We start from the raw sequence: 24627 nt of genomic DNA, 5'->3' as shown, positions 1-24627 counted from the left end.
GTCAGCTCCTGAAGAAGGCCTGGACGGCGGGGTTGTTCTCGGCCGGCAGGTCGATCTTCGCGACCGAGTGCGCGATGGCCTCGCGGTTGGGTTCGAGCCACGGCGGCAGTTTCAGGGAGCGGCCGAGCTCCAGCAGGGGCTCGTCGATATCGAACCCCGGGGTGTCGGTGGCGATCTCGAGGAGCGTGCCTCCCGGCTCGCGGAAGTAGATCGAGGTGAAGTACTGCCGGTCGAGGATCGCCGTCACCCCGTAGCCGCGCTCGGCGAGCTCCTGGCGCCAGAGTTCCTGCGTCTGCTGGTCGGGGACGCGGAACGCGATGTGGTGCACCGTGCCGCCGGCCACGAGGCCGCGCTCGCCGCGCGGGTCCGTGACGACGTCGACGACCGTGCCGGGCTCGCCGGCGTGCGTGCTGAGGCGGTAGCGGCCGTCCTTCTCGGCGAGGACGGTCATGCCGAGGTCGCGGGTGAACGTCTCGAGGGTGGCGGTGGGGTCCTGGACGGTCAGGACGGAGGAGTGCTGGCCGCGCACCGCGTACTCGGCGGGCACGGAGGCGGAGTCCCAGGGGTTGCGCGGGTCGGAGAAGGAGGAGGCCACGAGGTCGATCTGCAGGCCGTCGGGGTCGCGGAGCGAGAGGCGCTCCTCCTCGGACGACGCGCGGGCGATGGTGGACTCGACGCCGAGGGCCTTGAAGTGCTCCTGCCACCAGCCGAGGGTGCCCTGTGGTACGGAGAAGGCCGTGGTGGTCGACTGTCCGCTGCCGATGCGCCCGCTGCGGATGCCCCGCCAGGGGAAGAAGGTCAGGAGCGAGCCGGGGCGGCCGGATTCGTCGCCGTAGTACAGGTGGTAGGTGCCGGGGTCGTCGAAGTTCACGGTCTTCTTGACGAGCCGCAGGCCCAGTCCCTTGATGTAGAAGTCGATGTTCTTCTGGGGGTCACCGGCGATCGCGGTGACGTGGTGGAGACCTTCGGTTTGTACAGTCACGCTGTCCTCCTTGATGGGGCCGACCGGGCGGGCGCCGGCATGTCCATGCAAACGCATGAATTATGGGTTTTGTTCCCCGACCCGGAGCTCCGAGTGCCGATCGGCAGCCTGCTGACCGTCGTGGGCCGTCAGCTTCCTGTGTCATCCTGTTCGCATGGCAGCGAGAGAGCGGGTCTCCGGGTGGGTCCGCCGCACCGGCATCGAGGTGGTCGGCTGGACCCTCGTGGTACTCGGTGTCGCGGCCCTGGTGCTGCCCGGCCCGGGGCTCCTGATGCTCGCCGCCGGCCTCGCGGTCCTGTCGCAGCAGTACCACTGGGCCCGCCGCTACCTGACGCCCCTGAAGCAGAACGCCTACCACGCAGCCGCGCTCGGGGTGAAGACCATCCCCCGGATCGCCGTGAGCTGCGCCAGCGCGCTCGTGATCATGAGCCTCGGTGTGGTCTGGATCGTGCAGCCCGGCGTGCCGGCCTGGTGGTTCCTCGCGGACCGGTGGTGGCTGTTCGGGGGGGCGGGTACCGGCATCAGCCTCATCGCCTCCTCGATCATCGCCCTCGTGCTGATCGTGTACAGCGTGCGCCGGTTCCGCGGCCGTCCGATCCCCGCGCGCCCGCACGGATTGCGCGCGGAGACGGAGTAGGCCCGCTCCGCCGACCGGGGTCGGTGGCCGCGGAGCGCCGGGTCCTCCCCCCGACCCGCGGCGTCCGCGGGGCGGGGTCGAGGCGGAACTGCCCTGATGACGGGGGTGCGGCGGCTGGTACGTTGAGGAAGTGCTCACCGTGATCGGGGAAACCCTCATCGACGAAGTCGTCAGCGACACCGCTCCCATGCGCGCTCATGTGGGCGGCAGCCCGATGAACGTGGCGGTGGGGCTCGCGCGCCTCGGGCATCCCGCCCAGTTCGTGGGCCGTTACGGGGACGACGAGTACGGGCGGATGATCGAGAAGCACCTCCGCGACAACTCGGTCCCCTTCCCCGTGGAGCCGGACGCCTCGCCCACGAGCGTGGCCACCGCGCGCCTGGACCCGGCGGGAGGGGCGTCCTACGCTTTCCGGCTCGTGTGGGACCTGCCGGGACTCGCGGCGCAGAAGGACAGGCTCCTCGACGGCACCACCCTCCTGCACACCGGGTCGATCGCCACGATGCTCACCCCCGGGGCCGAGGACGTCCTGGCCCTCGTGACGGCGGCCCACCCCCTCGTCACCGTCACGTACGACCCCAACTGCCGGCCCACCATCATCCGCGATGTCGCGTTCGCCCGGGCCCAGGCCGAGAGGTTCGTCGCCCTGGCCGACGTCGTCAAGGCCTCCGACGAGGACCTCGAGTGGCTCTACCCCGATCGCAGCCCCGAGGACTCCGCCCGCGCCTGGCTGGCCGCCGGCGCCGCCGTCGTCGTGGTGACCCGCGGCTCCGCCGGACCCTGGGGCGTGAGCCGGGCCGGCGAGGCCGCCGTCCCCGCCCCCGTCACCAGCGTGGTGGACACCGTGGGTGCCGGGGACTCCTTCATGGCCGCCCTGGTGGGAGCCCTCGTGGACCTCGAGCTCGACGGCGCCCATCGGCGGGAGGAGCTGCGCCGAATCACCCTCGGACAGCTGACCGCCATGCTGCAGTACGCGGCCCGGGCTGCGGCCGTCACCGTCTCCCGCGCGGGTGCCAACCCGCCGTCACGGGACGAGATGGCACCCCCGGCCTGACCGCCGCGTACCACGACGACCCGAGGAGCACACCCATGACCCGCGACCCCTACGCCGACCTCCCGCAGGTACCCGCGTTCACGCTGACCAGCGAGACCGTCACGCACAACCAGCCCCTCGACCCCGCGCAGGTATCCGGCGTGATGGGTGCGGGCGGCAGGGACGAGTCGCCACAGCTCAGCTGGAGCGGCTTCCCCGACGGCACCAAGAGCTTCGCCGTGACCGTCTACGATCCGGACGCCCCCACTGCGAGCGGCTTCTGGCACTGGTCCGTCGCCAATCTTCCCGTGACCACCACGTCCCTGCCCGCGGGTGCGGGGACCGACGGTTCCGGATTGCTGCCCGAGGGCGCCGTGCAGCTGCGCAACGACGGCGGTTTCGCGGGCTTCGTGGGTGCCGCACCGCCGGTGGGCCACGGCCCCCACCACTACCACGTGGTGGTGCATGCCCTGGACGTCGATTCCGTGGACATCTCGCCCGAGGCCTCACCTGCCTACCTCGGCTTCACCCTCTTCTCGAGCACGATCGGCCGGGCCCGGCTGATCGGCACCTTCGAGCAGTAGGCCGGACGCCGGTAGGGTGGTAGTCCGGAACCCGAAGGAGTCAGCTATGCGCCTCGTGGCGAGCGACATGGATGGGACCGTCGTGGGCCACGACGGCAGGATGAGCGAGCGCACCGTGCGTGCGTTCCGCGCGTGTGCGGAGGCGGGGGTCGACGTCGTGTTCGTCACGGGCCGCCCCCCGCGCTGGCTGCAGCCCCTGCGGGACCAGCTCGGCCACACCGGGACGGTCATCTGCTCCAACGGAGCCCTGACCTACGATCTCGAGGCCGAGCGCGTCCTCGATGCCCGGCTGCTGGACCCGGAGGCCGTCTACGCGGCCCGGGACATCATCCGCAAGCTCTTCCCCGCGGCGACGTTCGCCGCCGAGACGGTCACCGGGTTCAAGATCGAATCCGGATTCGCAGAGGCGGCCACCTCGGAGCTCCTCGGCGGGATCTCGGCGCAGCCCTTCGAGGAGTCCCTGCCGGGCGAGCACGTCGTGAAGTTCCTGGCCCGGGAGAGGGCCGTCTCGCCCGACGAGTTCCTCGCCGCCGTCCGGCCCGCCGTGGCCCACCTCGTCTCGACGACGCACTCCGCGCCCAGCATCGCGCTGCTCGAGATGGCCGTCCCCGACATCAACAAGTCCGTCACCCTCGCCCGGTACGCGGCGGAACGCGGGATCGACGCCGCGGACGTCGTCGCCTTCGGGGACATGCCCAACGACGTGCAGATGCTCGACTGGGCGGGCCAGGGGTACGCCATGGCCTCGGGCCACCCGGACGCGCTCGCCGCCGCGAACCTCACGGCACCGCCGTTCGAGGAGGACGGCGTGGCGCAGGTGCTGGAGGAACGGCTTGCGGCGCTCCGCACGGCCTGACCCGGGCCGCTACCACTACCTGGTCGACCGCTCCGCGCCGCACGACGGCGCAGTTCCCCTCGCGTTCGCGCACCGCGGGTTCGCCCCGGACGGCGGTGAGAACACCATGGACGCCTTCGCCCGCGCCGTAGGGCTCGGCTTCCGCTACCTCGAGATCGACGTCCGCGCGTCCAGTGACGGCGTGGTGATGGTGTTCCACGACGAGACCCTCGACCGCGTCACATCGGCCCGCGGCCCGGTCGCGGCAAGGGCCGCCGAGGATCTCGCGGCCCTGCCGGTCGGCGGGGCCGGTGGCATCCCTGCGCTCGAGGACGTCCTGCTGCGCTGGCCGGAGCTCCGCCTGAACATCGACATCAAGAGCGAGGACTGCGTGCGGCCCTTCGCGGAGCTCGTCAACCGGCTCGGCGTGCACGACCGCGTGCTCGTGGCGTCCTTCTCGGACAGGCGTCGCCGGAGGGTGCTGCGCCTCCTGGACGCGCCGACGGCGTCGTCCGCGGGCATGGCGGTGAACGCCCTCCTGAAGGTGGCCGCGCCGCTCGGGCTGGCGGGACCGATCGGCCGGATGGCCCGCGTCCAGGCCCTTCAGGTCCCCGAGACGTACCGCGGCGTGCGCGTGGTGACGCGACGGTTCGTTGCTGCCTGCCATGCGGCCGGCCTCCAGGTGCACGTCTGGACCGTCAACGCGCGCGACGACATGGACCGGCTGCTCGACCTCGGCGTCGACGGTCTCGTCTCCGATGCCGCCGATGTGCTCGCCGCCTGCATGTGCGACCGCTCCGCCTGGGGGCAGGGCGGTCCCCGCGACCGTTAGGAGCGGACGGGTCGGACCAGCAGGGGGCTTCCGACATGCGGAAACCCGGTTGCGGCCACTCCCGCAACCGGGTTTCCTGTATCGATGCATCATCGGGGTATCGCGCCCACCGCTGACCCATCGAGCCTGATGACTGCGGCGCCCTGGTGCATGGACGCCGCAGGGTCTATGGGCGGCCCTTGCCGGGTTTCGGACTCACGGTCAGCTCCACGGGGTCCGTGGTCACAGTGCCGTGGGGATTGGAGAAGGTCGCCCGGAACAGCCGCCCGTCCTGCGGGGCCTGGGCCTTCTTGACCTCGGCCGTCGACGTGTACGTCCCGTCGTCGTTCCGCTCCGCACGCTGCGTGACGTCCGCGGTCTGCCAGGTGGCGCCGTCGTCGTCCGAGCTCTCCCACACCGCTACCGGCTCAGGAGTGCCGGTGGCGCTCGCCGTGAAGTGTGCCTTGTGTCCCGCACGGACCGTCGCCGCCGCGGGGGCGGACACGAGGACGGGCAGGTCGACCGACTGGTCGACCGTCGGCCAGCCGTCCTCCCAGCCCATCTTCTGCAGGCCGAGGGTCGGGATGTACGGGGCTGCGGCGTTGTTCCGGTCGTAGTAGTGGAACGCGAGGTAGTCGCCGAACACGGACTGTCCGCCGAGGCCGTTCATGGCCCCGTGCGATTCCATGAGGATGGTTCCTCCGCCGCCCACCATGTCGCGGCCCTGCTTGTCGAGATACGGGCCCGTGATGGATTCCGAGCGGGCCACGGCGATCTTGTACGTGGAGTCCGCGCCGCGGCAGCAGAAGTCGAAGGACGTGAACAGGTAGTAGTAGCCGTCGCGCTGCATGATGTACGGCGCCTCGATGGGGTTGCCCGGGATGAAGCGGTCAGCGAGGTTGACGGTCTGCGACTGCCAGTTCTCCACCGGCTTGCCGCTCGGCCACTCGAGCGGCACCAGGAAGATCCCGTACCAGAAGGAACCGATCGACATGTAGGGCTTGCCGTCCGCGTCCTCGACGATGCCGGCGTCGATGGCGTTGAAGGTCTTGCCGGGATTCTTCGGGTCGAGGCCCGTGACGGGGGAATCGACGACGAGCCCCTGGTCCACCCACTCGTAGTCGGGGTCATCGGGATCGAGGGTGGTGTTCGTCGCCAGGGCCGTGAGCGAGTTGTTCCCGCCGAACTGGGACGCCGAGTAGTAGAGGTAGTAGGTGCCGTCGTTCTCGTAGATCTCCGGAGCCCACAGGTTCTCCGGGAGGACACCGCCGGCATAGCGCTCGTCGATCCAGGCGGGGATGCGGTCCCACACCGTGCCGCGGTATTCCCAGGTGGTTCCCTCGTCCTTCGAGGACCAGGCCTGGATGGTGCCGCCGTTCTCGCGCGCCAGGAGACCGGTGGAGTAGACGTACCAGGTGCCGTCGTCGTCGATGATCAGGGCGGGGTCGTGGATGGGGCTGGTCTCGCCGACCACGGACTTGCCGCCGACGAGGTCGTCGAGGCTGCGTGCGGCCGACTGCTGGGTGAGGGTGGCCGGTTCACCCGTAGCCTTCGGGCCCGCCGAGGCGGGCACCGCCGCGCCCGTGAAGGCGAGGGCCAGGACGGCGATGACACTTGCGGAGCGAGACCAAATCTTGTGACGTGACGTCATTATCACGTGTCCTTTCGATGGGGAGAAAGCAGCGCGAGGACCTCGCACCGCCCGTTTACATCGTTGTCTACATCGTTGTAGAACACTCGCATGCGCAGGAGGAGCCGTCAAGGGGATCGCCGTTTATCGGAGGACAGGATCCGAAAGCGTCCGCAGGTGGTCGAGCGCCGCCGGTGCGTAGGCGCGCATCGACGCGTCGTCCGCGTACACCAGCAGGCGCAGCCAGGAGCCGTACCGATGCACCCGGGCCAGTTTCAGGGCGGGCTCGACGGCGGCTCGCAGGTCCGGCAGGGAGGCGTGGTCGGTCCACCGCTCGAGGTAGGCGCTGACGACGGCCTGGATCCGCGGATCGTCCGCCGTCGTGCCCCACTGCGCCCGCATCTGCTCGATGGGCACCAGCAGGGCACTGAACGGGTGCGCCCAGTACGCGTCCGCGAAGTCGAAGAACCGCAGCGGCTCGTTGCCCGCCCCCGGGAGGAAGCAGTTCCGGGCGTGCAGGTCGTTGTGGTCCAGGGAGAGGGGCACGCCCACGCCGCGGAGCACCTCGACCGCGCGGTGGATGGCGGGGAGTCCGCGTACGACGTCGTCCGCCTCCTCCGCGGACAGGTACAGCGGGTGCCCGGCCGGCAGGCCTGTGTGGAGCAGGAGCTGGTTCTCGACGAAGTTGGCGGCCACCTCCGGGTTCATGCGGACCAGCCCGGCCTCGGCGAGCCGCTCGCCGTACGGGGCGACGAGCTGCTGGAGATCGGCGAAGTCGCTCGTGATGCGCGCCCAGACGGCGGGATCGTCCGATTCCAGGCTGTCCAGCGTGGCTCCGTGGTCTGCGGTGAGCATCCATCCCCGGGACGGTTCGATCGCCAGGGGCGCCGCCACGTGGTCCGGCACCAGCTCGCCGAGGAGGGACATGACGGAGGCCTCCGGCAACTGGCCCAGGTTGTTCTCCTTGAACCACAGCATCCCGTGATCCGTGGGGACGGTCAGCTGGGTGGACCAGAAGCGGATGCGCGGCTGCTCGGCCGGACCGAGCCGCCGCACCCCGAAGGCCTCCAGCGCGGCGTCGATCCACTGCTCCGCCCCGTACCGCCACTCGGGGGAGGCCCAGATCTCGAGGGAGTCGTTCATCGAGCGCAGGGCGTGGGGACGTGACGCATGTGATCATTGTTACATCGGGTCAGCCGAGCTTGGAGGGCCTGCTCCCGTGGTCGCTCGACTCCAGTTCCTGCGGACCGGCCACGTGTTCGCTGCCTCGTGCCCGGGCGATCCCCGTCATGCCGTGGAAGATGAGGAGCGCCGCAGCGGTGCCGAGGGCGATCCCCGCGAAGGTCAGGTCCCCGATGACCCAGGTGAAGTCGGCGATCCCGATGACCAGCGCCACTCCTGCCGTCGACAGGTTGATGGGGTTGGAGAAGTTCACCTGGTTCTGTACCCAGATGCGGACACCGAGGATGCCGATCATGCCGTACAGCACCACGCCCGCGCCGCCGAGCACCCCGGCGGGGACGGTGGCGATGAGCGCCCCGAACTTCGGGAAGAGGCTCAGCAGGATGGCGACGATCCCCGCCACCCAGTAGGCGGCTGTCGAGTAGACGCGGGAGGCCGCCATGACGCCGATGTTCTCGGCGTACGTGGTGGTGCCGGACCCGCCTCCGGCGCCGGCGATCATGGTGGCGAGCCCGTCCGCCATGAGTGCGCGCCCGGTCAGGGGGTCGAGGTCCCGATCGGTCATCGCCGCCACGGACTTCACGTGGCCGATGTTCTCCGCGACGAGCACGAGGACCACGGGGACGAAGAGGCCGACGACGGAGAGGTGGAACTCGGGGGTGGAGAACTCCGGGAGGCCGATCCACGCGGCATCGCCGATCGCGGCGAAGTCCACCTCGCCGCGGATCATCGCCACGGCGTAGCCGGCGAGGACGCCGACGAGGATCGAGAGCCGCCCGAGGATGCCCTTGAACAGCACGGTGACGAGCAGGATCGCGATCACGGTGACGAGAGCGGTGAGCGGTGCCTGCTCGAAGCTCGCCTTCGCGGTCGGTGCCAGGTTCAGGCCGATCAGGGCCACGATGGAGCCCGTGACGATCGGCGGCATGGCGACCTGGATCCACCGGGCGCCCGCGGTGTGGACGATCAGCCCGATGACCGCGAGGGCCGCCCCGGCCATGACGATGCCGCCGAGGGCGCCCGCCGGTCCGTACTGGCCCTGCGCCGCGGCGATGGGCGCGATGAAGGCGAAGCTCGAACCGAGGTAGCTCGGCACCTTCCCCGCCGTGATCACGAGGAACAGGATGGTCCCGATCCCCGAGAACAGCAGGGTGGTCGACGGCGGGAAGCCGGTGATGAGCGGGACGAGGAAGGTCGCCCCGAACATCGCGACGACGTGCTGGGCACCGATGCCGATGGTCCTCGGCCAGCTGAGGCGTTCCTCCGGAGCGACGAAGCGCCCCGGGCGGACGTTCCTGCCGTCCCCGTGGAGGGTCCAGCTCATACCTCGTGCGCTCATGGACATGCCTTCCGAAGGGGGTGCGAGGGGCTTCCCGAGATCCTATCGGCCACGCATGACGGGCATGTTACGTTGCTGGTTCTCGAGGAGAAGGGCAGGAGATGGTATTCACGGTCCGAGGGCGCACCGTACTGGTCACGGGCGCGGGAAGGGGCATGGGCCGGCTGTACGCCGAGCGCGCCGTCCGGGAGGGTGCCGCCGCCGTCGTGCTGTGGGACGTGGACGGGCATGCCCTCGAGGAGGTGGTCACAAGCCTCGCCTCGGAGGCGAGCGCGCTCCACAGCTACGTGGTGGACCTCGCATCGGTGGAGTCCGTCCGGTCCGCTGCAGGCGCTGTCCTGGACGAGGTCGGCGTGCCGGACGTGCTGGTGAACAACGCGGGGATCGTGCGCGGCAAGTACTTCTGGGAGCACGACCACGACGCCGACATCGACCTCACCCTGCGCATCAACACGGGCGGCCCGATGCACGTCACGCGCGCCTTCCTCCCGGCCATGATGGAGCGGGGTGCCAACGCCCGGATCCTCAACGTGGCGTCGGCGTCGGGCACCCTGTCCGTCCCGAGGATGAGCGTGTACGCGGCGTCCAAGTGGGCCGTGATCGGCTGGAGCGACTCCCTGCGCCTCGAATTGAAGACCGCGAAGCAGCCGATCGCCGTGACCACCCTGATTCCCAGCTACATCAGCACCGGCATGTTCGAGGGTGCCCGCGGGCCCCTGATGACACCGCTCATGGAGCCGGAGTACGTGGTGGACCGGGCGTGGCGCGGCATGCTCCGGGGGCGGGCGCGGGTCCAGCTTCCCTGGACCGTGCAGCTCGCCGGCACGCTCCGCGCCCTGCTGCCGCAACCCGTGTGGGACGTCGTCGCCGGACGCATCTTCGGGGTCTACAGTTCCATGGACCATTTCACCGGGCGCCAGGGCGGCGCCACCTCCGAGACGAAGGACGGGCGATGAACGCCACAGCACTCCTGGACAGCCGACGTCGGTACTTCCGTACCGGCGCCACCCGACCCGCGGGCTGGCGGCGCGGTCAGCTCGAAGCTCTCCGCCGCCTCCTCGTCGAACGTGAGGAGGACCTGACGTCCGCCCTGGAGGAGGACCTCGGCAAGAGCCGCACGGAGGCATTCCTCTCGGAGATCGCGGTCGTGCGCGCCGAACTGGACTTCGCCCTGAAGCACCTCGAACGATGGATGGCCCCGGAGAGGATCCCGGTGCCGGGCGGGCTGCGGCCGGCACGCGCGTGGACCCAGGCGCGACCGCTCGGGGTCGTGCTCATCATCGGCCCCTGGAACTACCCGATGCAGCTCGTACTGGCCCCGCTCGTGGGGGCGCTCGCGGCCGGCAACACGGCCGTCCTGAAGCCCAGCGAACTGGCCGCCTCGACCTCCCGGGTGCTCGCCCGCCTCGTCCCGCAGTACCTCGACGCCGAGGCGGTGGCCGTCGTCGAAGGCGGCCCCGAGACGAGCACGGACCTGCTGGCGCAGCCGTTCGACCACGTCTTCTACACCGGCGGGGAACGCGTGGGGAAGATCGTGATGAAGGCGGCCGCCGAGCACCTCACGCCCGTGACGCTGGAGCTCGGCGGGAAGTCGCCCGCTGTCGTCGTGGGCGGGGACCTGCGGGTCGCCGCGCGACGGATCGCCTACGGCAAGTTCATGAACGCGGCCCAGACCTGCGTGGCCCCCGACTACGTCCTGACGACACCGGAAGCCGCTCCCGTCCTGGCGGACGCGCTCGAGGACGCCGTCCGCGAGTTCTACGGCAGCGACCCGAGGGTCTCCGCCGACTACGGGCGCATCATCAACGAACACCACTTCGACCGCCTCGTGGGGCTCCTGTCCGACGGCACCGTCGTGTCCGGAGGGCGGCACGAGCGCGCCGAGCGCTACCTCGAACCGACCGTCCTGCGCGACGTGGATCCCGCGTCCGCGCTCATGCAGGAGGAGATCTTCGGCCCGCTGCTGCCCATCCTCGAGGTGCGGGACCTGGCCGAGGCGATCGGCTTCATCGGCGCGCGGCCGCACCCCCTGGCCGCCTACCTGTTCAGCGACCGTGACGAGGACCTGCGTGCCTTCACGGACGGTGTCCAGGCGGGCGGGCTGGCGCACAACGTCTGCACGATCCAGCTCGCGGTCCCCGGGCTGCCGTTCGGTGGCGTGGGCGCGAGCGGTACCGGCAGCTACCACGGCCGCCAGTCCTTCACGACGTTCAGCCACCTGCAGCCCGTGTTCTCCAAGCCCTCGGGGCTGGACACGCTGCGTCTCGCGTATCCGCCCTTCGGGCCTTTCAAGAGGAGGCTGCTGCGCAGGCTCCTCTGAAGGGTCAGCTGATGACGCCGTCCACGAGGGCCTTCGCCTCGGCCTGCACCTGCTTCAGGTGCTCCTCGCCGCGGAACGATTCCGCGTAGATCTTGTAGACGTCCTCGGTGCCCGAGGGACGCGCCGCGAACCAGGCGTTCTCGGTGGTGACCTTGAGCCCTCCCACGGGCGCGCCGTTGCCGGGGGCCTCCGTCAGCCGCGCGGTGATCTCCTCGCCCGCGAGGGTCGTCGCGGTGACGTCCGAGGGCGAGAGCCTGCCCAGCGCCGCCTTCTGCTCGCGTGTGGCCGCGGCGTCGATCCGGGCGTAGACCGGGGCGCCGAAGCGCTCCGTCAGGCCGGCGTAGTGCTGCGACGGCGTCCGCCCGGTCACGGCGGTGATCTCGGAGGCCAGCAGCGCCAGGAGGAGGCCGTCCTTGTCGGTGCTCCAGGGCGTGCCGTCGAGGCGCAGGAAGGAGGCTCCGGCGGACTCCTCGCCGCCGAAGGCGAGCTCACCGCTGAGCAGGCCGGGCACGAACCACTTGAAGCCCACGGGGACCTCCTGCAGCACGCGGCCGAGGTCCGAGGCGACCCGGTCGATGATCGACGACGACACGAGGGTCTTGCCGATCACGGCGTCCGCCCGCCAGTTCGGACGGTTCGCGTAGAGGTACTGGATGGCGACGGCGAGATAGTGGTTCGGGTTCATCAGGCCGGCGTCGGGGGTGACGATGCCGTGGCGGTCCGCGTCGGCGTCGTTGCCCGTCGCGATGTCGAACTCCGTGGCCCGTCCGATCAGCGACGCCATGGCGGACGGGGACGAGCAGTCCATGCGGATCTTCTCGTCCCAGTCGAGCGTCATGAAGGCCCACTGCGGGTCGACGGTCGGGTTCACCACCGTGAGGTTCAGGTTGTGGCGCTCGCCGATGGCACCCCAGTAGTCCACCGAGGCGCCGCCCATGGGGTCGGCGCCGATGTGCACGCCCGCGGCCCGGATGGCGTCGAGGTTCAGCACGGACGGGAGGTCGTCGACGTAGTGCTGCAGGAAGTCGTAGCTGCTGATGCCGGCCGCTGTGCGGGCCTGCGCGATCGGCAGGCGCCGGACCTCGCGCAGGCCGCCCTCGAGGAGTTCGTTGGCGCGGTTCGCGATCCAGTTCGTGGCATCCGAATCGGCGGGTCCGCCGTGCGGGGGGTTGTACTTGAAGCCGCCGTCGCCCGGCGGATTGTGCGAGGGGGTGATGACGATGCCGTCGGCCCGGTCCGTGCGCGTCGCGTTGTAGGTGAGGATGGCGTGCGAGACGGCTGGAGTGGGGGTGTAGGCGCCGCGCGCGTCGATCAGGACGCTGACGCTGTTGGCCGCCAGCACCTCGAGGGCCGTGTTCTGCGCCGGCTCGGAGAGGGCGTGCGTGTCCTTGCCCATGAACAGCGGGCCGGTGATGCCCTGCCCGGCGCGGTACTCCACGATCGCCTGCGTGATCGCCGCGATGTGTCCCTCGTTGAAGGAGGACTTGAGCGACGACCCGCGGTGCCCGGAGGTCCCGAAGGCCACACGCTGCGCGGGGTCGCCCAGGTCGGGTTCGACGTCGAAGTACGCGTCGAGCAGTTTGGTCACGTCGACGAGGTCGCTGGGGAGGGCTACGGTGCCCGCTCGGTTAGCCATGGCCCCAGCATGCCAAAGAACGCCCATGATTACACCAGCCGGTTGCCCGCCCCCCGGTCATCAGTAAGCTGAGTATCAGCACCCAGCCAGGGGCAGACGGATCACGGGAAGGCACCACCATGAGCGAGAATCCCAGCGACACCCCCACCGGCGACCCCGAGGAGCAGGGCTCGCAGGACGCCGGCAAGCTCGAGGAGCAGGACGCCGGCGGCTACGGCGGACCCGGCACGGAGGACGAGATCGCTCCCGACTTCGAGGTGGACAACGACGGCGGATCGAAAGACGGCGGATCGGGCGACTGACAGGACCCGGCGGGCTCCCGCGGGCACAGCGGCTCTTGGCGGTCAACGGCTAGGGTGAGGGCGTGACCACGCCCACGCCCCTCCGCCCGCTCCGGATCGTCCTCGCACCGGATTCCTTCAAGGGCAGCCTCCCCGCAGCGGAGGCTGCCCTCGCCATGTCCGCGGGCGTGACGGCCGCTGCAGCGCGCCTCGGCCATCCCGCCCCCGACGTCGTCCTGGCCCCGCTCGCGGACGGTGGGGAGGGGACGCTGGACGCGCTTCTCGCGGCCTGGTCGGTGGCACCGCGGACCACGGCATGCCATGACGCCGCAGGCCGGGCGCGGACCGCCCGCTACGGCATCTCCGCGCCGGACACCGCGTCCGGCCTCCCGGTCCGGGGCGTTCTCGAGGCTGCGGAGGCCAACGGCCTGCCCCTCGTGACCGACCGTCCCCTCGATGCCCTCACCGCCACCAGCTACGGCGTCGGCGAGATCGCCGCCCGCCTCCTCGACGACGGCGCGGAGGAGATCCTCCTGTGCGTCGGCGGATCCGCCACCACCGACGGCGGGACCGGCCTGCTCTCCGCGCTGGGCGCCCGCTTCCTCGACGCCGACGGCGAACCCCTGCCGCCGGGTGGAGGCGCCCTCACAGCCCTGGCGTCCATCGACACGGGCGCCCTGCACCCCCGCGCCCGCAGCGTGCGCTGGCGCATCGCGGTCGACGTCGACAACCCGTTGTGCGGGCCGCGCGGCGCCGCCGCCGTCTTCGGTCCGCAGAAGGGCGCGGCGCCGGACGACGTCGTCGTGCTGGATGCCGGTCTGGCGCACCTCGCGCGGATCGTGGAGGACGCGACGGGCACGTCGATGCTCGGGGTGCCCGGTGCGGGCGCCGCGGGCGGACTGCCGGCGGTGCTCGTCCCGTTCCTCGCCGCGGAGATCGTGCCGGGGTCCGCGCTCGTCGCGGACGCCGTCGGGCTTGCCGGCGCCCTCGTCGGCGCGGACCTCGTGCTCACAGGGGAGGGGTCCCTCGACGCGCAGTCGCTCGGCGGCAAGGTGGTGCAGGCCGTGGTCGGTGCCGCGCCCGAGGGGTGCGCCGTCGTCGCGGTCGCCGGACGCGTGCAGCTCACGGCGGCGGAGGTGCAGGACGCAGGTCTGGCGGCGGCGTTCTCCCTCGCGGCCGGCCCCGCAGCGCTCGAGGAGCTCATGCGGGGGGCGGGAACGCTGATGGAGGAGGCCGCCGCGCAGGTCTACGGCGTCTTCGGTGCGGGCCGTCTGGGCTAGACCGTGATCTCGCGCTTGAGGATCTTCCCGGTGGGACCCTTGGGCAGGGCGTCGACGAGCACCACGCGGCGCGGGTACTTGTAGGCGGCGACGCGTTCCCTGGCGAAGCCGACGATCTCGGCGCCGAGCGCCTCACGGGCGGCGTCGTCGGCCGGTGCGTGCTCGGCCTTGATGCCGATGACCGCCACGATCTCCTCGCCGTGCAGGTCGTCCGGCACGCCGATCACGGCGGCCTCGGCCACCGCCGGGTGCTCGTAGAGCACCTCCTCGACCTCGCGGGGGTAGACGTTGTAGCCGCCGCGGAGGATCACGTCCTTCTTGCGGTCGACGATGAAGATGAGGCCGTCCTCGTCGATCCGGGCCAGATCGCCCGTGCGGAACCAGCCGTCGGGGATCGCGGCGGTCGTCGCGTCCTCGTTCTGCCAGTACCCCTTCATGACGCAGTGCCCCCGGACGGCGAGCTCTCCGACCTCGCCCTGCGGGACCTCGGTGCCCTCCGGGTCCAGCATCCGCACCTCGACGCCGTCGACCGGCGTGCCGATGGAGCCGGGCTTGCGCAGGTGACCCACCCGATTGAAGCTGACGATCGGGGAGGTCTCCGACAGCCCGTACCCCTCCAGGAGGTCCGCGCCGAAGACCCGCTCGAACTCGTGCAGTACCTCGACCGGCAGTGCCGAGCCGCCGGAGACGGCGACGCGGACGGAGGACAGATCCGTCTCCGTCACGGATCCGTGGCGGAGCATCGCGATGTACATCGTGGGGACGCCCTCGAAGATCGTGACGCGATCGCGGGCGATGATCTCCAGTGCCTTGCCGGGCTCGAAGCGCGGCAGCAGTGTGACGGTGGCGCCGGTGAGGACGGCCGCGTTGAGCGCACAGGTCTGCCCGAAGATGTGGAAGAACGGCAGGCCGCCGAAGAGCACCTCACCCTCCGCGGTGCCCATCAGGTCCCGGGAGATCTCCGTGTTGCGGGACAGGTTGGCGTGCGAGAGCGTGGCGCCCTTGGGCCGGCCGGTGGTGCCGGAGGTGTACAGCACGACAGCGGTGTCCTCGCCGTCCAGTTCGACGACGCCGGGCGTGGGCTCGGCGCCGGACACGCGCTGCATGAACGTGGTGCTGTCGACGGCGATGACGGTCACGGTGTCGCCGGTCGCGGCGCCGGACTCCTCGGCCCCTGCCTGCGCCTCGGCGAGGACGCCCTCCCAGGCGAAGACGAGCCGCGCACCCGAGTCGGTCAGGTGGTATGCCACCTCGCGTCCCTTGAGCAGCGGATTCAGGGGCACCACGACCGCACCGGCCCGGAGCACGCCGTAGTAGACGAAGGCCATCTGGGGGATGTTCGGCATGATCAGGGCCACCCGGTCGCCCCGCTGCACGCCCTGTTCGGCGAGGAGTGTCGCGACCTTCTGGCTGAGTACCTCGAGCGCCCCGAAGGTGAGCTCGACGTCGTCGAGCTTGATGGCCACGGCCGAGGGGCTCCTCGTCGCCGTGGACATGAGGTTGTTGGCGAGGTTCGACACGCGATCTCCTTCGATCTCCGGTACGGCTGCAGCAGCGTCCGGTACAGATGTTACCGGTGGGTAGAAGTCTGTTGGATCAGGGGCGTGCACGCAACAGGACCCGCCCGGTGGTACCGGACGGGCCCCGCGGCATGACAGGTGGGCCGGCGCTACCGGACGCCGCTCATGCCCTTCCGGATGGCCGGGGCACCCGCGAGGAGCGCGCCGCCGAGGACGATCGCGGTGACGCCGCTGAACGCGAAGTACGGCACCTCGTTCTGCTCGGAGTAGAAGCCCGCGAGGAGCCCGGACACCGTCGTGCCGAGTGAGATGGACAGGAAGAACAGGGCCAGCATCTGGGTGCGGAAGGCCTCCGGTGCCAGCTTGGTGGTCACGGACAGACCGATCGGCGAGATGAAGAGCTCGGCCCAGGTGAAGAGCAGCAGGATCGCTGCCAGGCCGATCAGCGGCGTGCTGTTGGGTCCGCCACCGGCGAAGGGGATGAACGCGAGGAACGCGAGACCCATCATGATCAGCCCGAAGGAGAACTTCACGGGCGACGACGGCTGACGGCTGCCGAGGCGCGTCCAGAGGGCCGCGAAGACGCCGGCGAAGAGGATGATGAAGATCGGGTTGATGGACTGCACCATGCCCGGGGGCATCTCCCAGCCGAGGATGTCCCGGTCCAGCCGGCTCTCGGAGTACAGCGCGACGACGGTGAACTGCTGCTGGAACAGGGACCAGAACGCGGCGCTGGCGACGAACAGGGGCATAAAGGAGTAGACGCGGCGCCGCTCGACGGCCGTGACCCTGCTGCTCGTGAGGATCACCGCGAAGTAGGCGATGGTCGCCGCGATGGCGGTGTAGGCCATGACGTCGGCCAGGTTCCCGGCGTTGAGAAGACCGGTGGCCAGGGCCGCGCCGATGATCACGACGGCGACGACGGCGATGATGGCCCAGCGCGGGTAGGAGGCGCGGGGGAGGGGGTTCTCGATCTCGTGCGCGGCGGCCGGCAGGTTCTTGCGGGTGGCCGCGTACTGGATGAGCCCGGCGGCCATGCCGATCGCAGCCAGGCCGAAGCCCACGTGGAAGCCGTAGATGTCCCAGGCGAGGTTGGTGAGCAGCGGACCCACGAGGGCACCGATGTTGATCCCCATGTAGAAGATGGAGAAACCGGCGTCGCGGCGGTCGTCACCGGGAGCGTACAGGGTGCCGACGAGCGAGGAGGCGTTGGCCTTCAGTCCGCCGGAGCCGACGCCCACGAGGACGAGACCGATCGCGAGGCCTACCACGCCGGGGAGCAGGGCCAGGGCGATGTGCCCGCACATGATGATGATCGCCGAGTAGAACAGCACACGCTCGGACCCGAGGACGCGGTCCGCGAGCCAGGCGCCGACAATGGTCGAGAGGTACACGCCGCCGCCGTAGGCTCCGACGAGCCCGGCCGCCGTGATCTGGTCGAACGCGAGGCCGCCCTCGGCCAGGGAGTAGGTCATGTAGTACAGCAGCAGCGCCTGCATGCCGTAGAACGAGAACCGCTCCCACAGTTCCACGCTGAAGAGGTTCGCCAGCATCCGCGGGTGACCGAAGAACGTTTTCCCGCCCGTGGCGGGGGTCTGCTTGGTTGTACTCACTCACTCCATGGTGCCACCGGGCACAGGGGGTGTAAATTCGGCAGCGCCGTGCCGGAGGGCCTCGATCTGTGCGGTCACGGCGAGTAGCTGCGCCTCCTCCCCGGGGCGTCCGATGAGCTGCACGCTCATCGGGAGGCCGTCGGGCAGGCGCAGCGTGGGGACGGTCACGGCCGGCAGGCCGCACACGTTGACCATCGACGTGTAGGGCGAGTACTGGCACTGCCGGCGGTAGTCGGTGTCGCCGTCGGCGTCGGTGTACCAGCCGATGGGGCGGGGCGTCATGGCCACGGCCGGGGTCAGGACCATGTCGTAGCGGGAATACTGCTCGATGCTGTCCTGCTCGAACCGCCGCAGCACCTCGACGGCGCCGACGAGGTCCGCGGCGGACCGGCCCAGGGCACGACGGCGCAGCACGCGCGTGATGTCCGTCAGCCGGTCCTCGCGGTCGTCCGGGATGGGCGCCGCGGCCAGTCCGGCGGTCCAGACGAGCTGGAAGGCGTCGTGGTACCGGTGGTCGTAGGTCAGGTCCGCCGCGACGACGTCGTGCCCGGCCTGCTGCAGCAGCTGGATCCCGGCGTGGAACGCGTCCGTCGCGGCGGCGTCCAGGGTGATGTCCATCGCGGCGGAGAAGGGCGAGGCGGTGCTCACGCCGATCCGGAAGCGGCCCTCGGCGCGCAGCGCGGCCTCCGTGAAGGACCCCGGGTAGCGGGACGCGGCACTCGTGGGCCGGTAGTTCGGCTCCCGCACCAGGGCGTCGAGGAGCAGCCCGGCGTCCACGGCGGACCGGGCCAGGGGACCGGCGACGACGAACTGCCCGAGATCCGCCTGCCCCGAGCCCGAGGGCACGCGGCCGCGGTTCGGCTTGAGTCCCACCAGCCCGGTCGCGGCCGCCGGGATCCGGATGGACCCGCCGCCGTCGGTGCCGGGCGCGAACGGGATCATCCCCGCGGCCACCGCCGCCGCACTTCCGCCGGAGGATCCGGCCGGGCTGAGGCGGTGGTCCAGGGGGTTACGGGCCGGCGGTGCCACGAGGTTCTCGCTGTAGCAGCTCAGCCCGAACTCGGGGACCTGCGTCTTGCCGAGGCTGATGGCTCCGGCGCGTCGGAGCACCGCCGCCAGGGGTGCGTCCTTCTCGGCGACGGCGTGCTCGAGCGCGACGGTGCCGAGCGTCGTCCGCACACCGGCCACATCCGTGAGGTCCTTGTGCGCCAGAGGCACGCCGTGCAGCGGTCCGAGCGCAGCGCCGGAGCTGCGCAGGCCGTCCGCGTGGTCGGCGGCCCGGAGGGCGTCGTCGTGCGTGACGGTGACGAAGGCCCCGAGCTCCGGGTTCAGGGCGTCGATCCGACGGAGGAAGTGCTCCGTGGCCTCGCGGGCGCTGACGGCCCCGCGCGCCAGGGCGTCCCGGAGGGTGAGTGCGGAGAGGTCGTGCAGTTCGCTCATGGGGCTCCAGTCGGCAGCGGGCCGTCGCGGGCCGTCCCGCCCGAAGGCCCTGACGAGACAACCCTGACGAGACAACAAGGACAACTATAGGAGCGTCGGTCACCCGGCCGGACGGGCGTGGTGATGGCGGTGCCGCGTCCGGCCGTGAAAGGGTAGGTGCATGAGCGAACCCCAGAACGTACCGGTGACCGCCGTACCCGGCGACGCCCGGATCCTCGATGTGCGTGAGGACTACGAGTGGGAGGCGGGTCATGTGGACGGGGCCCTGCACATCCCCCTCGATCAGTTGCCAGCCCGGCTCGACGAACTGGACCCCGACGAGGACCTGCACGTCATCTGCCGCGTCGGGGGGCGCTCCCGGCGCGCGGCGGACTGGCTCGAGGGCAACGGCTACACCGCCATCAACGTCAGCGGCGGGATGGGCGCGTGGCTCGAGGCCGGCAAGCCCATGGTGTCCGAGACGGGGAGCGAGCCCACGGTCCTGTGACCGGCCCGTCCAGTCCCGACGTGTTCCCCGATGCCTCCTCCTACGCCTACCTGGGCCCGGAGGGCACCTTCACGGAAGCCGCCCTGCTGCAGGTGCCGGGCGCCGGATCGGCCCGCCGTGTCCCGGCGTCGACCGTGGGCGCGGCCCTCGACGCCGTCCGGACGGGAACGGTCGATGCCGCGATGGTGCCGATCGAGAACTCGGTGGAGGGTGGCGTGAGCGCCACGCTCGACGCCATCGCCGTGGGCGATCCGCTGCGGATCCTCCGCGAGGAACTCGTGCCCATCACGTTCGTGCTCGCGGCCCGGCCCGGGGCCACCCTGGGCGCGGTCCGCCGGATCGCCACCCACGGCCACGCCTGGGCGCAGTGCCGCACCTGGGTCGACACGCATGTACCGGGAGCGGAATACTTCCCTGCGTCCTCGACCGCCGCTGCCGCCTACGGCCTCGTCGGCGGACCCGGCGGTGGAGCAGCCCCGGGCGATTCGCCGGGCCCCGGCGGGTACGACGCGGCAATCTGCTCCCCGCTCGTGGCCGAACGCCTCGGCCTCGCGGTCCTCGCGGCGGACATCGGGGACGTCACCGACGCCGTCACACGGTTCATCCTCGTCGGCCGGCCGGATGCGCTTCCGCCGCGCACCGGCTCGGACAAGACCACCCTCGTGATCCCCCTGCCCGAGGACCGCCCCGGCGCCCTGATGCAGATCCTGGACCAGTTCGCAGCGCGGGGCGTCAACCTCAGCCGTATCGAGTCGCGGCCCACGGGCCAGTTCCTCGGCGACTACTTCTTCAGCGTGGACGCCGACGGCCATGTGGAGGATGCCCGCATCGCCGACGCCCTCAAGGGGCTGCACCGCATCAGCCCAGGGCTCCGGTTCCTCGGGTCGTACCCGCGTGCGGACCGCCGCTCGCCCGCCGTCGAACGTCATACCTCCGACGGCGCCTTCGGTGCCGCGGACATCTGGCTCGCCACCATCCTCCGCCCCGCGCCGGACGCCGCACCGCCGGGAGCCGAAGCACAGTAGGCTTACTATCGAAGGTCCTCCTCCGATCGAAGGCTGGTTCCACGATGGCTCGACTGCGCCGCAGTAACACGCGTCGGCCCGGCATCACCCGACGCCGCCACGGCAAGGGCTTCAGCTACCGCGCCCCGAACGGTGAACTGCTGCAGGACCGCGACGAGATCACGCGCATCAGGGACCTCGTGATCCCGCCGGCATGGAAGGACGTGTGGATCGCCCCGTACCCCAACGGGCACGTCCAGGCCATCGGCACGGACGACGCCGGACGGCGCCAGTACATGTACCACCCCGCCTGGCGTGAGCAGAAGGACCGCGAGAAGTTCGACCGCGCACTGGATTTCGGCGCCAAGCTCCCGAGTGCACGCCGCGCCATCACGCAGCACCTGCGCAACGACGGCCTCTCGCGGGAACGGGCGTTCGCCGCGGCCCTGCGGATCGTGGACTCCGGCGCCCTCAGGATCGGGTCCGCGCAGTACGCGGAGGCCAACGGGTCCTTCGGTGTGACCACCCTCCTCGTGGAGCACTGCAGCATCGATGGGCACACGATCGCCTTCGACTTCCCCGGTAAGAGCGGGCAGCACTGGGACACCGTCCTCGAGGACGAGGACCTCGCCGACGCGCTCCGCCCCATGATGGAACGCGAGGATGCCGACACGGTGCTCGCGTACCAGAGCGACGACGGCAAGTGGCACCACGTGGACGGATCGCAGCTCAACGAGTTCCTCCGCCAGGTCACCGGCGGCCCGTTCACGGCCAAGGACTTCAGGACGTGGCAGGCGACCGTCGTGGCTGCGATGGCCCTCGCCAAGGAGGACATCAAGGCCACGAGCCGCACGGCCCGCCAGAAGGCCGTCACCGCCACCATGAAGGCCGTGTCCGATCACCTCGGGAACACTCCCGCCGTGGCCCGGAGTTCCTATGTGGACCCGCGGCTGGTCGACCGTTTCATGAGCGGCGAGGTCATCCCCATCACCACCTATTCAGCCTCCGAGAAAGCCGTGCAGGAACTCCTGCGCGACTGAACCCGGCGCATTTCCAACCATCCCGTTCGTCAGTACGCTGGCAGCGGGCGCCCCACGAGGAGCGCATCCTTCGACGAAAGGCAGAATCATGACCGAGAAGGCTCATGGAGGACACATCGTCAACCCCGACGAGGGCGACGCCAACCGCAACGAGGGCGACGGCTCGACGTCGGATCCGAACTGGCGCGGCGACCTGGGCGACCAGGGCAACGACGTCCGTTTCGCGGAGGAGCAGACCCTGATCGAGGAGCAGGCCGGGCGCGCCGACCGCGACACGACCGAGGACGTGGACGCCGCCGAGGAGGGCTCCTACACGAGCGCCGAGCCCGCAGGCGATGCCGGCGGGTACACCTCCGCGGAGGACCCGGCCCAGGAGGGCGAGTACACGGACGTGGACCGGCCCCTCATCGATGAGCCGGAAGGCCAGGGCGGGTACACCGACACGGACCGCTAGGACCGCTGGGTTCCTCCCTCAGGGATCCGCCGGCCACGGACAGGACGGACCGCGCGCTTGGGACGGCGCGGGACGCCCGACCGGAAGGCCGGTACCACCGATGGTCCGGGCGCCGAGGCAGGCACCCGGACCATCAGTGCGTCCGGATCCACGCGGGCCGTCATCGACGTGATCGACCCGGACGGGTCGCCGTCGAGCTGGGTGGCGATCGGCTCACCGGACCACACCGAGATCTCGCGTGCCCGGTAGTAGCTGATGACGGGGATGCCGCCGCGGTGCCGCAGGAGGATCTTCGCTGCCATCCACGTCCAGCCGAGGAGGCTGCGCGGACTGAGCACCACCACGTCCAGGTAGGCGTCGTCGATCACCGCGTCCGGCACGAAGTCGACGCCCGCCGGCAGTTTCCCGCAGTTCGCCACGAGCAGGCTGCGGACCTTCCGGCTCTGCGGCGGCTGTCCGTCGAGGCTGATGGAGATACGGCGCCGCCGGCCCGGCAGATGCCGGACGCCGGCCTCGCTGTAGGCGAGCCACCCGAACCTGTCCTTCAGGTCCTGCTTCGCGTCGGTCATCACGCTCGCGTCGAAGCCCACGCCGCCCATCACGAGGAACGGGTGCTCCGAGGAGGCCCCTGTCCGGTCGTTGCGCAGGCTTATCCGCGCCATGTCGATCCGCCGCTCATGATCGTGCAGGGCGACCCGCAGGCACCCGGCGATGTCGTTGTACGGCAGGCCGAGATTCCTTACGAGCAGGTTCCCGGTGCCGAGCGGCAGCAGGCCGAGGGCCGCCGGCTGGTGGGCGAGGGCCTGCGCCACGGCGCGCACCGTGCCGTCGCCGCCGGCCGCGAGGACGACGTCGGCCCCGGCCCGGAGCGCCTCCTCTGCCTGGCCCGTCCCCGGGTCCTCGATGGTGGTCTCGAGCACGAGGGGGGCCTCCCACCCCGCCTCGGAGCAGGCCTGCTCCACGAGGGCGCGCGTCGGGCCCGCCTGCAGCTTCGACGGGTTGAGTACGAGCGCGACACGCTGCGGCCCCGGCGGCACCGGCACCGGCGGGTGCACGGAGGCGGTGGGTGTGCGGGTCTGCTGCAGCCGCCGGACGGACCAGTAGCTCTGGACGGATGCGACGGCGGCGGAGGCCGCCGCGGTCCCGGCGAGCAGTTTGCGGCGCATGGTCACCCACAATAGCGGCACGGCACCGCCGTGCCGTCGGGCCCGCGGGCTTGGGTAGTCTTGACCGTGTGATCGACGTCAATGACCTCCGCCTCAATCCCGAGCAGTTCCGAGCATCGCAGCGCGCCCGCAGGGCGGACGAGTCGCTCATCGACGCCGTCCTCGCCGCCGACACCCGGCGCCGTGAGGCCGTCACGTCCTACGAGACCCTCCGCGCGGAGCAGAACGCCTTCGGCAAGAAGGTGGCCCAGGCCAAGGGCGAGGAGAAGCAGGCCCTCCTGGCCGAGGTGAAGGAGCTCGCCGCGGCGGTCAAGACGGCCGCGGCCGGCTCGGAGGAGGCCAAGGCCGAGCAGGAGGCCCTGCTGCGCCGGCTGCCGAACCTCGTGCAGGAGGGTGTTCCCGAGGGTGGCGAGGACGACTACGAGGTCGTGAGGACGGTCGGCACCCCCAGGGATTTCGCCGCGGAGGGATTCGAGCCCCGCGACCACCTCGAGATCGGCGAGCTGATCGGCGCGATCGACATGGAGCGCGGCGCGAAGGTCTCCGGCTCACGCTTCTACTTCCTCAGGGGCGTCGGTGCCCGGCTCGAGCTCGCGCTGCTGCAGATGGCCATGGACCAGGCCATCACGGCCGGCTTCACCCCGATGATCACCCCCACCCTCGTACGCCCCGAGACCATGCAGGGAACCGGCTTCGACATCGCGCACGACGCCGAGATCTACCGGCTCGAGGCGGACGACCTCTACCTCGTGGGCACCTCGGAGGTGGCGCTCGCCGGGTACCACTCGGACGAGATCATCGACCTCTCCGCGGGTCCCGTCCGCTACGCGGGCTGGTCCTCCTGCTACCGCCGCGAAGCCGGCTCGCACGGCAAGGACACCCGCGGCATCATCCGGGTCCACCAGTTCAACAAGGTGGAGATGTTCACGTACACGACCACCGAGGACGCCGCCGCGGAGCACGAGCGGCTGCTCGCCTGGGAGGAGGAGATGCTCGCGAAGGTCGAGCTGCCCTACCGCGTCATCGACACCGCTGCGGGCGACCTCGGGATGTCCGCCGCGCGGAAGTTCGACTGCGAGGCCTGGGTCCCCACGCAGGGCGACTACCGGGAGCTGACGTCGACGTCGAACTGCACCACTTTCCAGGCCAGGCGCCTGAACATCCGTGAGCGTCCTGAGGGCGAGGGGCAGAAGGGCACCCGCGCCGTCGCGACCCTCAACGGGACGCTCGCGACGACGCGCTGGATCGTCGCGATCCTCGAGCACCACCAGAACCCGGACGGCTCCGTGACCGTCCCGGCCGCGCTGCGTCCGTACCTTAACGGAATGGAAACCCTCCCGGTATTGTGACCGT

Annotated in this window: 23 protein-coding genes; 14 read left to right on the top strand and 9 right to left on the bottom strand. The window is 70.8% G+C overall.

The genetic code is table 11. From position 1 onward, the window contains the following. Position 1 precedes the first annotated feature (1 nt). Positions 2-982, bottom strand: a complete 981-nt coding sequence (locus AC4D2C_RS02305) for a ring-cleaving dioxygenase (protein ID WP_490912090.1) — start codon at positions 980-982, stop codon at positions 2-4. Between the two features lie 154 nt (positions 983-1136). On the opposite strand from AC4D2C_RS02305, the gene AC4D2C_RS02300 reads away from it, so the two are divergent. The 5 genes from AC4D2C_RS02300 (at position 1137) to AC4D2C_RS02280 (ending at position 4903) form a co-directional block, all read left to right on the top strand. Next, positions 1137-1619 (top strand): PGPGW domain-containing protein, encoded by a 483-nt coding sequence (locus tag AC4D2C_RS02300; RefSeq protein ID WP_490912088.1) that lies wholly within the window; start codon positions 1137-1139, stop codon positions 1617-1619. 130 nt (positions 1620-1749) lie between these two features. Continuing rightward, complete coding sequence (locus AC4D2C_RS02295; RefSeq protein WP_490912086.1) at positions 1750-2673, top strand: carbohydrate kinase family protein; 924 nt, start codon at positions 1750-1752, stop codon at positions 2671-2673. 35 nt (positions 2674-2708) lie between these two features. Continuing rightward, a complete protein-coding gene (locus tag AC4D2C_RS02290; RefSeq protein ID WP_490912084.1) occupies positions 2709-3236 on the top strand; it encodes a YbhB/YbcL family Raf kinase inhibitor-like protein in 528 nt (175 codons plus the stop codon). 46 nt (positions 3237-3282) lie between these two features. Next, on the top strand, positions 3283-4092 hold the full coding sequence (locus AC4D2C_RS02285) for an HAD family hydrolase (protein ID WP_490912082.1): 810 nt from the start codon (positions 3283-3285) through the stop codon (positions 4090-4092). Next, positions 4070-4903 carry a glycerophosphodiester phosphodiesterase family protein gene (locus AC4D2C_RS02280; RefSeq protein ID WP_490912080.1) on the top strand — a complete coding sequence of 278 codons (834 nt, stop codon included), beginning with the start codon at positions 4070-4072 and terminating at the stop codon, positions 4901-4903. The genes AC4D2C_RS02285 and AC4D2C_RS02280 overlap by 23 nt, the downstream gene beginning before the upstream one ends. A 166-nt stretch (positions 4904-5069) precedes the next feature. Here AC4D2C_RS02280 and AC4D2C_RS02275 read toward each other — a convergent pair whose 3' ends face one another. From AC4D2C_RS02275 to AC4D2C_RS02265, 3 genes are all read right to left on the bottom strand, one after another. Next, positions 5070-6533, bottom strand: a complete 1464-nt coding sequence (locus AC4D2C_RS02275; protein ID WP_490912078.1) for a glycoside hydrolase family 43 protein — start codon at positions 6531-6533, stop codon at positions 5070-5072. A gap of 123 nt (positions 6534-6656) precedes the next feature. Next, positions 6657-7655 (bottom strand): hypothetical protein, encoded by a 999-nt coding sequence (locus AC4D2C_RS02270; protein WP_490912077.1) that lies wholly within the window; start codon positions 7653-7655, stop codon positions 6657-6659. 49 nt (positions 7656-7704) lie between these two features. Further along, the gene (locus tag AC4D2C_RS02265) at positions 7705-9033 is read right to left on the bottom strand and encodes a uracil-xanthine permease family protein (RefSeq protein ID WP_490912075.1); all 1329 of its coding nucleotides are present in this window, start codon (positions 9031-9033) and stop codon (positions 7705-7707) included. Positions 9034-9134: 101 nt separating this feature from the next. Between AC4D2C_RS02265 and AC4D2C_RS02260 the strand changes: the two genes are divergently transcribed. Further along, positions 9135-9989, top strand: a complete 855-nt coding sequence (locus AC4D2C_RS02260; RefSeq protein WP_490912073.1) for an SDR family NAD(P)-dependent oxidoreductase — start codon at positions 9135-9137, stop codon at positions 9987-9989. After that, complete coding sequence (locus tag AC4D2C_RS02255) at positions 9986-11353, top strand: aldehyde dehydrogenase family protein (RefSeq protein ID WP_490912072.1); 1368 nt, start codon at positions 9986-9988, stop codon at positions 11351-11353. Before AC4D2C_RS02260 ends, AC4D2C_RS02255 begins: the two co-directional genes overlap by 4 nt. 4 nt (positions 11354-11357) lie before the next feature. Here AC4D2C_RS02255 and pgm read toward each other — a convergent pair whose 3' ends face one another. Continuing rightward, entirely contained in the window at positions 11358-12989 is a 1632-nt protein-coding gene (gene pgm, locus AC4D2C_RS02250) for a phosphoglucomutase (alpha-D-glucose-1,6-bisphosphate-dependent) (protein WP_490912070.1), read from the bottom strand. Between the two features lie 119 nt (positions 12990-13108). On the opposite strand from pgm, the gene AC4D2C_RS02245 reads away from it, so the two are divergent. Continuing rightward, a complete protein-coding gene (locus AC4D2C_RS02245) occupies positions 13109-13291 on the top strand; it encodes a hypothetical protein (protein WP_490912068.1) in 183 nt (60 codons plus the stop codon). A gap of 62 nt (positions 13292-13353) precedes the next feature. Then, positions 13354-14550, top strand: coding sequence for a glycerate kinase (locus tag AC4D2C_RS02240; protein WP_490912066.1), 1197 nt, complete (start codon positions 13354-13356; stop codon positions 14548-14550). On the opposite strand, the gene AC4D2C_RS02235 is transcribed toward AC4D2C_RS02240, so the two are convergent. From AC4D2C_RS02235 to AC4D2C_RS02225, 3 genes are all read right to left on the bottom strand, one after another. Further along, a complete protein-coding gene (locus AC4D2C_RS02235; protein WP_490912064.1) occupies positions 14547-16070 on the bottom strand; it encodes a long-chain-fatty-acid--CoA ligase in 1524 nt (507 codons plus the stop codon). The two genes, AC4D2C_RS02240 and AC4D2C_RS02235, sit on opposite strands and share 4 nt — an antisense overlap. Before the next feature lie 149 nt (positions 16071-16219). Further along, a complete protein-coding gene (locus AC4D2C_RS02230; protein WP_490912063.1) occupies positions 16220-17683 on the bottom strand; it encodes a peptide MFS transporter in 1464 nt (487 codons plus the stop codon). Continuing rightward, positions 17684-19123 carry an amidase gene (locus AC4D2C_RS02225; RefSeq protein WP_490912061.1) on the bottom strand — a complete coding sequence of 480 codons (1440 nt, stop codon included), beginning with the start codon at positions 19121-19123 and terminating at the stop codon, positions 17684-17686. 160 nt (positions 19124-19283) lie between these two features. Here AC4D2C_RS02225 and AC4D2C_RS02220 point away from each other — a divergent pair, with 160 nt between their 5' ends. From AC4D2C_RS02220 to AC4D2C_RS02205, 4 genes are all read left to right on the top strand, one after another. After that, positions 19284-19610: a rhodanese-like domain-containing protein gene (locus AC4D2C_RS02220; RefSeq protein WP_490912059.1), complete on the top strand. Its 327-nt coding sequence runs from the start codon at positions 19284-19286 to the stop codon at positions 19608-19610. A gap of 20 nt (positions 19611-19630) precedes the next feature. Continuing rightward, the gene (gene pheA, locus AC4D2C_RS02215; RefSeq protein WP_490912058.1) at positions 19631-20635 is read left to right on the top strand and encodes a prephenate dehydratase; all 1005 of its coding nucleotides are present in this window, start codon (positions 19631-19633) and stop codon (positions 20633-20635) included. Between the two features lie 44 nt (positions 20636-20679). Beyond that, positions 20680-21654: a DNA topoisomerase IB gene (locus AC4D2C_RS02210; protein ID WP_490912057.1), complete on the top strand. Its 975-nt coding sequence runs from the start codon at positions 20680-20682 to the stop codon at positions 21652-21654. An 88-nt stretch (positions 21655-21742) separates the two neighbouring features. Next, positions 21743-22108: a hypothetical protein gene (locus tag AC4D2C_RS02205; protein ID WP_490904961.1), complete on the top strand. Its 366-nt coding sequence runs from the start codon at positions 21743-21745 to the stop codon at positions 22106-22108. On the opposite strand, the gene AC4D2C_RS02200 is transcribed toward AC4D2C_RS02205, so the two are convergent. After that, on the bottom strand, positions 22105-23274 hold the full coding sequence (locus AC4D2C_RS02200; RefSeq protein ID WP_490912056.1) for a diacylglycerol/lipid kinase family protein: 1170 nt from the start codon (positions 23272-23274) through the stop codon (positions 22105-22107). The two genes, AC4D2C_RS02205 and AC4D2C_RS02200, sit on opposite strands and share 4 nt — an antisense overlap. A 68-nt stretch (positions 23275-23342) precedes the next feature. Here AC4D2C_RS02200 and serS point away from each other — a divergent pair, with 68 nt between their 5' ends. Beyond that, positions 23343-24623 carry a serine--tRNA ligase gene (serS, locus tag AC4D2C_RS02195; RefSeq protein WP_490904959.1) on the top strand — a complete coding sequence of 427 codons (1281 nt, stop codon included), beginning with the start codon at positions 23343-23345 and terminating at the stop codon, positions 24621-24623. The last annotated feature ends 4 nt before the right edge of the window (positions 24624-24627 follow it).

Source organism: Arthrobacter sp. TJ-240 (assembly GCF_058269195.1).
This window is presented reverse-complemented; position numbering and strand designations above follow the sequence as displayed.

Bases quoted from the DNA above. Each gene is read 5' to 3' on its own strand.
- AC4D2C_RS02210 (WP_490912057.1), top strand. From the start codon at position 20,680: ATGGCTCGACTGCGCCGCAGTAACACGCGTCGGCCCGGCATCACCCGA.
- AC4D2C_RS02290 (WP_490912084.1), top strand. From the start codon at position 2,709: ATGACCCGCGACCCCTACGCCGACCTCCCGCAGGTACCCGCGTTCACG.
- AC4D2C_RS02285 (WP_490912082.1), top strand. From the start codon at position 3,283: ATGCGCCTCGTGGCGAGCGACATGGATGGGACCGTCGTGGGCCACGAC.
- AC4D2C_RS02275 (WP_490912078.1), bottom strand. From the start codon at position 6,533: ATGACGTCACGTCACAAGATTTGGTCTCGCTCCGCAAGTGTCATCGCC.
- AC4D2C_RS02260 (WP_490912073.1), top strand. From the start codon at position 9,135: ATGGTATTCACGGTCCGAGGGCGCACCGTACTGGTCACGGGCGCGGGA.
- AC4D2C_RS02245 (WP_490912068.1), top strand. From the start codon at position 13,109: ATGAGCGAGAATCCCAGCGACACCCCCACCGGCGACCCCGAGGAGCAG.
- AC4D2C_RS02255 (WP_490912072.1), top strand. From the start codon at position 9,986: ATGAACGCCACAGCACTCCTGGACAGCCGACGTCGGTACTTCCGTACC.
- AC4D2C_RS02270 (WP_490912077.1), bottom strand. From the start codon at position 7,655: ATGAACGACTCCCTCGAGATCTGGGCCTCCCCCGAGTGGCGGTACGGG.
- AC4D2C_RS02200 (WP_490912056.1), bottom strand. From the start codon at position 23,274: ATGCGCCGCAAACTGCTCGCCGGGACCGCGGCGGCCTCCGCCGCCGTC.
- AC4D2C_RS02225 (WP_490912061.1), bottom strand. From the start codon at position 19,123: ATGAGCGAACTGCACGACCTCTCCGCACTCACCCTCCGGGACGCCCTG.
- AC4D2C_RS02265 (WP_490912075.1), bottom strand. From the start codon at position 9,033: ATGAGCGCACGAGGTATGAGCTGGACCCTCCACGGGGACGGCAGGAAC.
- pgm (WP_490912070.1), bottom strand. From the start codon at position 12,989: ATGGCTAACCGAGCGGGCACCGTAGCCCTCCCCAGCGACCTCGTCGAC.
- AC4D2C_RS02300 (WP_490912088.1), top strand. From the start codon at position 1,137: ATGGCAGCGAGAGAGCGGGTCTCCGGGTGGGTCCGCCGCACCGGCATC.
- AC4D2C_RS02205 (WP_490904961.1), top strand. From the start codon at position 21,743: ATGACCGAGAAGGCTCATGGAGGACACATCGTCAACCCCGACGAGGGC.
- AC4D2C_RS02220 (WP_490912059.1), top strand. From the start codon at position 19,284: ATGAGCGAACCCCAGAACGTACCGGTGACCGCCGTACCCGGCGACGCC.